8 protein-coding genes and 1 riboswitch are annotated in these 9,735 nt (G+C 55.6%); of the genes, 1 reads left to right on the top strand and 7 read right to left on the bottom strand.

Annotated features, from left to right (window positions below):
• Positions 1 to 559: 559 nt before the first annotated feature.
• Positions 560 to 1,876 carry a 2-oxoglutarate dehydrogenase complex dihydrolipoyllysine-residue succinyltransferase gene (gene odhB / locus C173_RS31300; protein ID WP_036732882.1) on the bottom strand — a complete coding sequence of 439 codons (1,317 nt, stop codon included), beginning with the start codon at positions 1,874 to 1,876 and terminating at the stop codon, positions 560 to 562.
• 59 nt (positions 1,877 to 1,935) lie between these two features.
• Entirely contained in the window at positions 1,936 to 4,803 is a 2,868-nt protein-coding gene (locus C173_RS31295) for a 2-oxoglutarate dehydrogenase E1 component (RefSeq protein ID WP_036732879.1), read from the bottom strand.
• 494 nt (positions 4,804 to 5,297) lie between these two features.
• Positions 5,298 to 5,401, top strand: a riboswitch (cyclic di-GMP riboswitch).
• Between the two features lie 34 nt (positions 5,402 to 5,435).
• Here C173_RS31295 and C173_RS34065 point away from each other — a divergent pair.
• Positions 5,436 to 5,579, top strand: coding sequence for an anti-repressor SinI family protein (locus C173_RS34065; RefSeq protein ID WP_143803895.1), 144 nt, complete (start codon positions 5,436 to 5,438; stop codon positions 5,577 to 5,579).
• A 145-nt stretch (positions 5,580 to 5,724) separates the two neighbouring features.
• On the opposite strand, the gene C173_RS31290 is transcribed toward C173_RS34065, so the two are convergent.
• The 5 genes from C173_RS31290 to C173_RS31270 form a co-directional block, all read right to left on the bottom strand.
• Positions 5,725 to 6,057 (bottom strand): helix-turn-helix domain-containing protein, encoded by a 333-nt coding sequence (locus tag C173_RS31290; protein ID WP_036732876.1) that lies wholly within the window; start codon positions 6,055 to 6,057, stop codon positions 5,725 to 5,727.
• Positions 6,058 to 6,377: 320 nt separating this feature from the next.
• Positions 6,378 to 6,968: a TasA family protein gene (locus C173_RS31285; RefSeq protein ID WP_036732873.1), complete on the bottom strand. Its 591-nt coding sequence runs from the start codon at positions 6,966 to 6,968 to the stop codon at positions 6,378 to 6,380.
• A 37-nt stretch (positions 6,969 to 7,005) separates the two neighbouring features.
• The gene (locus C173_RS31280; protein WP_036732870.1) at positions 7,006 to 7,602 is read right to left on the bottom strand and encodes a TasA family protein; all 597 of its coding nucleotides are present in this window, start codon (positions 7,600 to 7,602) and stop codon (positions 7,006 to 7,008) included.
• A 99-nt stretch (positions 7,603 to 7,701) separates the two neighbouring features.
• Positions 7,702 to 8,304, bottom strand: a complete 603-nt coding sequence (gene sipW, locus C173_RS31275) for a signal peptidase I SipW (RefSeq protein WP_036732868.1) — start codon at positions 8,302 to 8,304, stop codon at positions 7,702 to 7,704.
• A gap of 1 nt (position 8,305) precedes the next feature.
• The gene (locus tag C173_RS31270) at positions 8,306 to 9,616 is read right to left on the bottom strand and encodes a hypothetical protein (protein WP_036732864.1); all 1,311 of its coding nucleotides are present in this window, start codon (positions 9,614 to 9,616) and stop codon (positions 8,306 to 8,308) included.
• Positions 9,617 to 9,735: the final 119 nt, after the last annotated feature.

The following is a 9,735-nucleotide window of genomic DNA, read 5'->3' as shown; positions in this document are numbered from 1 at the left end:
ACCGTTCATCCTCCTCCTATATCTAGTCTACATTTTTGTGGGGGAGGACTCCAACTTCTTTAGGGGGCTGTGGAGACAATTGGACTGGGTGCGCCGCGTCGGCCAAATGTAATCGAAAAACCGACCACAATTGGACTGGGTGCGCCGCGTCGGCCAAATGTAATCGAAAAACCGACTACAATTGGACAGGGTGCGCCGCGTCGGCCAAATGTAATCGAAAAACCGACTACAATTGGACAGGGTGCGCCGCGTCGGCCAAATGTAATCGAAAAACTGATCACAATTGGACTGGGTGCGTCGCGTCGGCCAAATGTAATCGAAAAACCGATCACAATTGGCCCGGACGCGCTTCGTCGGCTAAATGTGGTCGAAAAACCGACCACATTTAGCGCGGTGGAGGTGCGTGGGCTGCCGAGAACAGGCGCATGGTGGTATGAGCGGGTATGGCTGAGTCAGAGTCAGCGGATATAGCAAAAAGGCATCCGGGAGGGCGTAGGGTTACGCTCTAACGGGTGCCTTTATGTTAATTAAATGGTTGGAGAAGCGATGGGCCGGGGGCTTAGCCTTCCAGCAGCAGGGATTCCGGGTCCTCCAGCAATTCCTTGACTCTGACCAGGAAGCTGACCGCTTCTGATCCGTCCACGATCCGGTGATCGTAGGACAAAGCGATGTACATCATCGGACGGTTGACCGTACGCTCCTCATCCAGCGCGATTGGGCGCAGCTGGATCTTGTGCATGCCGAGAATGCCGACCTGCGGGGTATTGAGGATCGGTGTGGACAGCAGGGAGCCGAACACTCCGCCGTTCGTGATGGTGAAGGTGCCGCCCTGAAGCTCCGGCAGGCTGAGCGTATTGGCGCGCGCCTTGGAGGCCAGCTCGCCGATACGCCGCTCGATCTCTGGGAAGCTAAGCCGGTCGGCATCGCGGACGACGGGTACGACCAGGCCTTCCTTGGCAGCTACGGCAATGCCGATGTCGTAATATTTTTTCAGCAGGAGATCTTCCCCGTCGATCTCGGCGTTCAGCATCGGGTAAGCCTTGAGCGCGCCGATGACGGCCTTGGTGAAGAAGGACATGAAGCCGAGTCCGACCTCGTGCTTCTCCTTGAAGGCATCCTTGCGGCGCTTGCGGATGTCGAGAATGGCCGTCATGTCCACCTCGTTGAAGGTGGTCAGCATCGCGGCCGTCTGCTGCGCTTCGACCAGGCGGCTGGCAATCGTCAGCCGCCGCCGCGACATGCGCTTGCGCTCGGTGGCTTTGCCGTCCTCGGCATGCGGCGCCTTGCCCGCTGCCTGCGGCGCGGGCTTCGCCGGCTCCGGCCGCACGGCCGCCGGAGCTGCTGGCGCAGCGGCCTGCGGCCCGGCTGCGCCATGACCATCCACATCGGCCTGACCGATCCGGCCGATAGGGTCGCGGGCACTGACCTCGCCGAGGTCGATGCCCCGCTCCCGCGCCAGCTTGCGCGCCCCCGGCGAAGCCAGGGCCGCAGTGCCTGCCGCCGCACCTTCGGCGGCGGCTGGAGCCGTTACCGCAGCGGCCGGTTCAGCCGCTGCGGCACTTGCGGCAGCAGCGGGCGCGCTGCCGCTCTGGGGAGCATTATCTGCTGCAGGCTTGCCCCCGCTGGCAGCACCTGCCCCGGCGGCGCTGCCGATGATGCCGATGGCTTCGCCTACGGCAACGTTCTCGCCCGCCTGGCGCAGGATGGAGGAGATGACGCCGTCCTCCTCCGCACTGATCTCGAGATTGACCTTGTCGGTCTCAAGCTCGGCAAGCACATCTCCCTGGCCGACAGTGTCGCCTTCTTTAACCAGCCATTTGTAGATCGTTCCTTCGGAAATCGATTCGCCCAAATCGGGTACTTTTATCTCGGACACAGGCCGTACCTCCCCAAATATAGTGGTGTGCGTGATATCGGATGACCGCCTTGCTGTGCTCAGGAAGACGGTACAGTTGCTTGCACTGCAGCATTCAATTTCAGGGCTTCCCGGACAATGCGCCGCTGCTCGAAGCTGTGGACATCTGCGTAGCCGCTGGCCGGACTGGAACGGTCCGGACGGCCGATATACTGGACAGTGACCTTCTGCGGTGCGATGGCGCGCAGTCGGGATTCGGCATACGTCCACCCGCCCATATTCTTCGGTTCTTCCTGCACCCAGACGATCTCCTCCAGAGAGCTGAAGCTGCTAAGGTGAGCGCCAAGCTCGCGTTCCGGGAAAGGATAGAGCTGTTCCATGCGCAAAATGTGCAGCCAGGAGAAGTCCTGTCCGCGCGTTGCCTCCAGCTCCGTCTGCAGGTCGATGGCCACCTTGCCGCTGCATACCACGAGGCGCTTCACGGCTTCCGGCTTACTGCCGAGCAGCGGCTCGGGAAGAACCGGCTGGAAGGTGCCCGAAGCGAGATCCGCTCCGGCTGAGGTGCTGCGCGTGTTACGGATCAGGCTCTTCGGCGCCATGATCACCAGCGGCCGGGCATCCGGTTGTCCGCAGAGCGCGGCCTGACGGCGGAGCAGATGGAAATACTGCGCAGCGCTGGTCAGGTTGGCTACAGTCCAGTTCTCCTCGGCGGAGAGCTGGAGGAACCGTTCCATTCGGCCGCTGGAGTGCTCTGGTCCTTGGCCTTCATAGCCATGAGGCAGCAGGATCGTCAGATTGCTGCGCTGCGTCCACTTGGCACGGCCGGCGGAAATGAACTGGTCGATAATGACCTGAGCGGCATTGGCGAAGTCGCCATATTGAGCCTCCCAGATGACGAAGGTCTCCGGTGCGAACACGTTATAACCATATTCGAAGCCGAGGACAGAGGCCTCGGACAGCGGACTGTTGTAGACGCCGAATGAAGCGCTGGAATCACTCAGCTGATGCAGCGGAGAATAGAGTTCGCCGTTCTCGCTGTCATGCAGCACCAGATGGCGGTGGGCGAAGGTGCCGCGCTGTGAATCCTGTCCGCTGAGGCGGATCGGCGTGCCATCCTTCAGGATGGTAGCGAAGGCCAGTGTCTCTGCCAGTGCCCAGTCTACCCGCTCTCCGTCATTCAGCGCATCCTTGCGGCGCTGCAGAATCCGTTCCAGCTTCGGATAGACCTTGAAGCCCGCCGGTACGCGCAGCAGCTCGCGGTTAATTTCCTGCAGACCGGCCAGAGGGAAGGCTGTCGGACGCTGCTGGGGACTGCTGTTATCCAGCGCGACGGCGGTTTTGGACTCCGCATTCTTCTGCTTGCCTTCCTTCATCTGATCGAAGGCCTGCTGGAGGACGCTCTCCGCCTCGGCAATCATGTTCTTAAGATCATCGGCTGTGATTACCTTCTCGCGCTCCAGGCGTTCTGCATAAGCACGGTACACAGTAGGGTGGTTCCGCACTTTGCCGTACACAATCGGCTGGGTCGTCTCGGGATCATCCATTTCATTATGTCCGTGGCGGCGGTAGCCGATCAGATCAATCAGGAAGTCCTTCTTGAACATATGGCGGTAAGCGCTGGCCAGACGGACTGCGGCAATGCAGGCTTCCGGGTCATCGGCATTGACATGCACGATTGGAATCTCATACCCTTTGGCCAGGTCGCTGGCATAATGGGTGGAGCGGGAATCCTCGCTCTCGGTGGTGAAGCCGATCCGGTTATTGACGATAATATGCACGGTACCGCCATTCTGATAACCCTGCAATTTGCCGATATTAAGCGTCTCAGCGACAATACCTTCGCCAGGGAAGGCTGCATCGCCGTGCATCAGCACAGCCATAGCCTTGCTTGTGTTCAGCTTAGGCAGTCCCGGAGCGTTGCGTTCTTCCTGTGCGGCGCGTGTGAAGCCCTCGACGACAGGATTGACGAATTCAAGATGGCTCGGGTTATTGGCCAGCGTGATCCGGGTACGTACGGTCTCGCCTTCGCGGACGGCACGGTCAGCCCCGAGATGGTACTTCACATCACCGCTCCAGCCGTAGGTCACACCCATGGAGCCTTCCGAAGGGAACAGCTCTTTGTTCGGCGAATGATGGAACTCTGAGAAAATAATATCATAAGGCTTGCCCAGAATATGAGCCAGCACATTAAGTCTTCCGCGGTGGGCCATACCCATCAGGATATGCTCAGCGCCGTCATGCGCGGCAGCCCGCACAATCTCATCCAGCATCGGCACAAGGGCATCATTGCCCTCCAGGCTGAAGCGCTTTTGGCCGACGAAGGTCTTGTGCAGGAAGGTCTCGAAATGCTCCACCTGAACCAGCCGCTTCAGCAGCTCTTTGCGTTCTGTATTATTCAGCGGGGCAGGGGAGGTCATCGATTCCGCCTGGCTGTTGAGCCAGCGCAGCTCGCGTTCATCATGCACATGCCCGAATTCATAAGCAATGGTCTGTGTATAGGCCTGGCGCATTCTGTGGACGGCATCCATCGCGGTATGCACATCCGCAGGGGCATTATCCCAGATCAGCGAAGCGGGCAGGGCATTAAGATCCTCGCGGGTAAGCTCGTAGGTCTCCAGCTCCAGCCATTTGGCCATCGGGTTCGTGCTGCGTTCCAGCGGGTCAATGTCTGCGGCCATATGGCCATATATTCGAATATTGGCGATCAGCTTCGAGGCCTTGACAGCCTTCTTGAGCCACTCGGCATCTGCTGATACGGCAGGCCTTGGAGCCCTCTCGGCATCGGGTGCCAGTGGAGGGGGGCCGGATACGGTGAAGAGATCGCGGTAATGCTGTTCAACAGAAGAGGGGTCCTTGACAAATTGCTCATATCTTTCTTGGATGTAGCCCAGGTTGGGGCCGTAGTATTTGCTCCATACTGTGTCGTTATAGGGCTCTTTGACTGCCATGAATAGGTCCTCCTAACGGATAAACTCCACGCGAGGCATCCAGTGTGCCACTTGGCGGAGCTGCAAATGTTTGCGGTTTCATTCTCATCCTATTGTGCTACTTTCCGGCGGGGTAATCAATTCATACTTTCGGTCAATCCGTTCGCAATTTGGCATGATTCATTACAGTATTCATACGGAACTATCATAAATAGAAAAACTCATATAACAGTCCGTCATCCATACAAATGGGTAATTGTCTCTATACGATGTTGCGTGGTGCGGTAAGGCGGGGCGGATGGGGTTCCCTTTAGTATATTTAAACTATTAGCTAGTGTTTGAACTTGGAACTGGAAATATTTATACAAGCCGCTGGCAATTTCAGCTAAGTTTCCTCACATTTTTTAATAAAAAAATTCCAGAAAACGACACACTAATCGCACATGATCTTGTATAATGTTATTGCGGAGAACGGTTTCATCGATTCTTGCCAGATCCTTTCATGATGGAAAGGGTCCAGTAAAAGGTAAACCTGCCGAAAGACAGGGGCACAAAGTCTCGGATCTAAAGTAGAAATACTACAAAGTAGCAATACTACTATGATGGCCGGACTGCCTGGGGACGCGAAAATTCTAGGAGGAGATTTCTTGGATATGTCCAACCAGGGGAATGACGAGCTGCAGGCAGTAGATCTGGATTTAGAATGGGTGCACTTGCTGATGTCTGCCAAGCAGGCGGGGATCGCGGCGGAGGATATCCGCCGGTTTCTAAGTGAGAAGGCGCTCCAGGCGATGTAAGGGCGGTCATCATTGTTCGGATACATACAGAAAAGGCACAGCGTCCGGTACGCTGTGCCTTTTCTGTATGCCGCTTGAAAGGCTGCCTTCGCCGAAGGCGGCCTCCCTGCCGTGCGGAGTCTTCCCTGTGGCATATAATGCTCGTCTAGTTGTCCTTTTGTTCCATGCGCCATTTCTGGTAATCGAGGAATTCCTTGAATTCGCGTTTGCTTATACCGGAGGCCATGGCCTCCTGAACAAGCCGGAACCATTCCCCGTCCAGAGCCTGTTCTTCCGTCTCTGCCAGTCCGCCATACAACAGTGCATGAATGGATACCTGAAGCGCGTCAGCGATTTTTTCGATGAATTGAATGGAGGGGTTGGATTGAATGTTCCGTTCCACATTACTGAGGTATGATTTCGCCACATCAGCCTTATCGGCAAGCTCGGATAACGAATAGCCCTTCTCCAGCCGGAGTTTGTGGATGCGGCTTCCCATAGTATCTGACACGATTACAACGCCCTCCGTACTTTTTTTGGTGAAAAATAAGAAGTGATATGCTTCGCGCTATACATTCTCCTTATCTTTCTCGTTGAAACGGTACCGCCCGTTCAAAGGCCGGCAAAGCCGTTTTCTCTTGTCAGTATAACAAAAATCCGCAAAACGGACAAAAATCCTTGAACCCGGCAGCGGGGAAAAAGAAACGGCATACCCGGCCCGGATGGGGGAGGATATGCCGTCTTGATGGATTGCTGAAAGCTGCCTTCCTAATAAAAGGACGGCAAAGCCATTTTCACTTGTATAGGCTGGCCCCTGATCTACTTGGCTTCTCCCACTCCTTGAAGAGCATCGAAGGTCCAGTTCAGAGCTAAGCCGTCACCCTGGAAAATGTTCTGATCGAGCGTGTTGTCTACGAATTCGAAGGCGATCTTGAAGGTCTTGGACCCGGCGGCGGCAATCCCTCCTGGCAGTACACCTGCTGCTACGAGATCGTAGCTGGGGGTGTTTTTTAGATCCTTCAGGGAGATCTCGGACAGCACATGACCGCTTAGTGAACCGCCGGTGTACGTATTATCCAGGAGCTTGACCTTGAAGTGGTCTCCGAGATCCTGGCCCGCGTTATCGCCCTTGGCATCGGTCACGGTGTAAGTGGTGGCAAGCTTGAGGAATTTGATATCCAGTGTGCCGTCATTGGACAAGGTGAAGGTGCGGACGGTGTAGTCTCCCGGCTTCAGATTCGTCAGCGCTACCGGAGTATTGAAGGAAGAGCCGAGCTTCAGCGTACCCGCTGCGAAGGTTGCCGTGCTGGTAGCTGTGGAGCTGAAGTAAGCGAAGGTGCCCCCGCCGATTAAAGACAAGCCCAGTGCTGCCGATGCTACGCCAAGACCCAATGTTTTTTTGATACCCATTATTTATTTCCTCCTCGAATGGTTTGTTTTTGTGGAATTATTTGAGCGTGCCTTTTTCCTGGTTGGCTTCAAAATTCAGAGTCAGTGCAAGCGTGTCGCCCTGATAATAGTTCTGCGGCTGGAGGGTCTCCTTGAAGGCGAACTGGATGGTCAGGTTATCCGAGGTGCCGGCTTTGATGCCGGACTTCTCTCCGCCTAAGATCGCTCCGAGAATTCCCCGGGCCACCAGATCGGGACTCTCCTGCTCCAGATCGGCCAGCGAGATGACCAGGAGCGGCGATTCCTTCTTATCCTTGTTCACGAGGAAGGTCACAATAATATCATCCTTGAAATTATGGGAGCCGTTGTCTCCCTGGGCGTCTGTAATGGCCGATGAGGTGCGCAGTACCACTTTGGGAATATTGAGCGTCCCGTCATTTTTGAGCTTGAAGTCCCGTAAGACGGTATCGCCCGGCTTGAGATTGCTGAGATTAACAATGACGGAGGGATCAGATTGTAATGATAGGGTTCCGTTGTTAAAAGAAGCTGAGGAAGTAGAAGTGCTGCTGAAGTAAGCGAAGGTGCCTCCGCCGACCAGGGTTAAGCCTAATGCTGCCGATACAACGCCGAGACCTAATGTTTTTTTGACGTTCATTTGTTCATCCCTCTCTTATGAGTCTGCTTTGTGCATAGCCGGTGCTTCCGGCAAGCTGTATTGTGGCTCCGCGTTTCGTAAACGGGAGAGGACAATTGATCATTGTACGAGATCAGTCAGAGTATCCGGCCCGCCGCTGCTGGCTGCGGATGACGGGGCATTCTTCTTTTCCAGTGCCGCAACGGCCTTCCAGGAAGAATACAGCGCGTAGAGAAGCAGGAGCAGTCCGGGAATAATCATCAGCACTACGCTTCCGGCTTTGGAGACTGCGAAGCTCATGGCATAGCCCACATAGGGGACGGTCACGCCGGTGTACTCACCTACCACATTCGTGGAACTGACGGCTGCGGTGTCGGCTGAATCATTATTGTCGCCCTTGGTGGTGTAGCTGGCTTCCCCCAGAGCACTGTTCAGCTCGGCAGCGACCACGCGGTGGGTAATCAGGATATTATCGGGATTCAGAAAAGTGATCACATCGCCCTTCTGGAACCGGGTCATGTCCCCGCCCGGCTTAATGGCCACAATGGAACCGGTCTGGATGCCGGGCTCCATGGAGCCGGATAATACCGTCTTGATCTGGTAGCCGAAGAAGGAGGGCTCGCCGCCGGAGGCTTTGGAGATGACAACGGCTGTGATTAGCACCAGGAACACTATAAGAATCAGAGTGGAAATTATCGTATTGACTATTTTTCGGATGCGCATCTTATTCGCCGCCTTTGCTGGGTTCAGATTGTGGAGCCGGTGTAGCTGTAGGAGCAGGCTGCGCGCCGTCCATTACAGTGCCTGGAATTACGCTGCCGGGTAATGGATCTGGAGTTGCTTCCGGTAAAACAATCTCAGTCGCCGGAGTGGCAGTGGGAATAACCTCTGCTGCTGCTGAAGCTGTGGGGACTGGATTGTCCTCTACAGGCGCTGCGGGAGCAGGCTCCTCTCCCGGCTGGCTTTTGTCAGGAAGACTGGTTGCGGCCGGCTGGTTCTGTGCTTGTTCATGCTCCAGCTTCAGCGCTTCGTCAGCAGCCTTCTGCTTCTCTATGGCGAGCCGCTGGGCTTCCTCCGCTCTGGCTTTATCGGCCTTTTCAAGCGCCAGGCGTTCCTCTTCCTCTTGCTGTGCCTTCGCTTTGTCCTCAAGGGTTGTTTTGGCTTCAGCGATTTCTGTGAGCCGCTCCTGTAAGGTATGGATTGTGGAGAACAGGGTATCCTTGGACGCCGTTAATTCGGTATTCAACTGCTCATACGTGGCCAGCAGCGCGGGGGATACCTGCGAATCTGCTTGGTAGGCGCTGGTTACGAATGAGAGGATAGGCTCTTCAGCAGGGAAGCTGTAGTCATCCTGCCGGAGCAAGACGCGGTCCGGATTGCCGGTGGGCAAGGATCCGCCGATATCATGAATCGAGCCAAGATACTGCACAATTCCGCTTAACGTCTCTGCCAGCGATTCCGACAGAATCCCGCTTTGATGAAGGCTCTCTTGAATCTGGTCGAAGAACTGGGCATCACGGATTTCCAGACAGTTAGGATCGAGGTTCTCCATATATCCTCCAAGCTTGTGCAGAATGGCCGCTGCATTGCCAATTTCCTGCAGAATGTGTTGCCAGACCATCCCATTGAAGCTCAGCTGCTTCTCCAGCAGGTCGATCTCGCTGCCAGCTTGAGTGAGCTCGGACGAGAGTTCGTCCGCAGCCTGATCCAGCTCTGCAAGCGACAGCTCTCCGGCAGCGACTGAGGTGTTATACACTCCGCTGATGCTGTGGCTGCCAAGGGAAGCTTTCAGCTCTATGACGGTGTTTAGATGCCCGCTGAATTCCGACAACAACTGCTCAATCTGACCCGGGAAAACTGAACACAGCCCGATGGAGCTGATCTGTTCCTGGGAGGTGTTGAACTCTCCATAGGTGCTGCCGATCTGGCCTGAGGTGTACATCAGGAGCACAGATACGGCCATACCCGATTGCAGAATCCGCAGGCCGAGCTTCCTGGTTTTCCGTTTGCGCCGCTTGGCAGATCTGGGGTACATAGCTAAGCCCCTCTCGAGTTACTAATGAAAAATTCGTTATATTCGTTCTTAATAAAGAACGATATCGTAAGCAAATCATACACTGTGCTGCTCAGAAAAGAAAAATGTTATTTTCAGCG

It is taken from the genome of Paenibacillus sp. FSL R7-277 (assembly GCF_000517965.1).
In the GTDB taxonomy this organism is placed as follows: Bacteria; Bacillota; Bacilli; order Paenibacillales; family Paenibacillaceae; genus Paenibacillus_AQ; species Paenibacillus_AQ silagei.
The sequence above is the reverse complement of the archived record's forward strand: the minus strand, read 5'-3'. Positions and strand labels throughout refer to the sequence as shown.

Bases quoted from the DNA above. Each gene is read 5' to 3' on its own strand.
- C173_RS31295 (WP_036732879.1), bottom strand. From the start codon at position 4,803: ATGGCAGTCAAAGAGCCCTATAACGACACAGTATGGAGCAAATACTAC.
- C173_RS31285 (WP_036732873.1), bottom strand. From the start codon at position 6,968: ATGGGTATCAAAAAAACATTGGGTCTTGGCGTAGCATCGGCAGCACTG.
- sipW (WP_036732868.1), bottom strand. From the start codon at position 8,304: ATGCGCATCCGAAAAATAGTCAATACGATAATTTCCACTCTGATTCTT.
- C173_RS31280 (WP_036732870.1), bottom strand. From the start codon at position 7,602: ATGAACGTCAAAAAAACATTAGGTCTCGGCGTTGTATCGGCAGCATTA.
- C173_RS34065 (WP_143803895.1), top strand. From the start codon at position 5,436: ATGTCCAACCAGGGGAATGACGAGCTGCAGGCAGTAGATCTGGATTTA.
- C173_RS31270 (WP_036732864.1), bottom strand. From the start codon at position 9,616: ATGTACCCCAGATCTGCCAAGCGGCGCAAACGGAAAACCAGGAAGCTC.
- C173_RS31290 (WP_036732876.1), bottom strand. From the start codon at position 6,057: ATGGGAAGCCGCATCCACAAACTCCGGCTGGAGAAGGGCTATTCGTTA.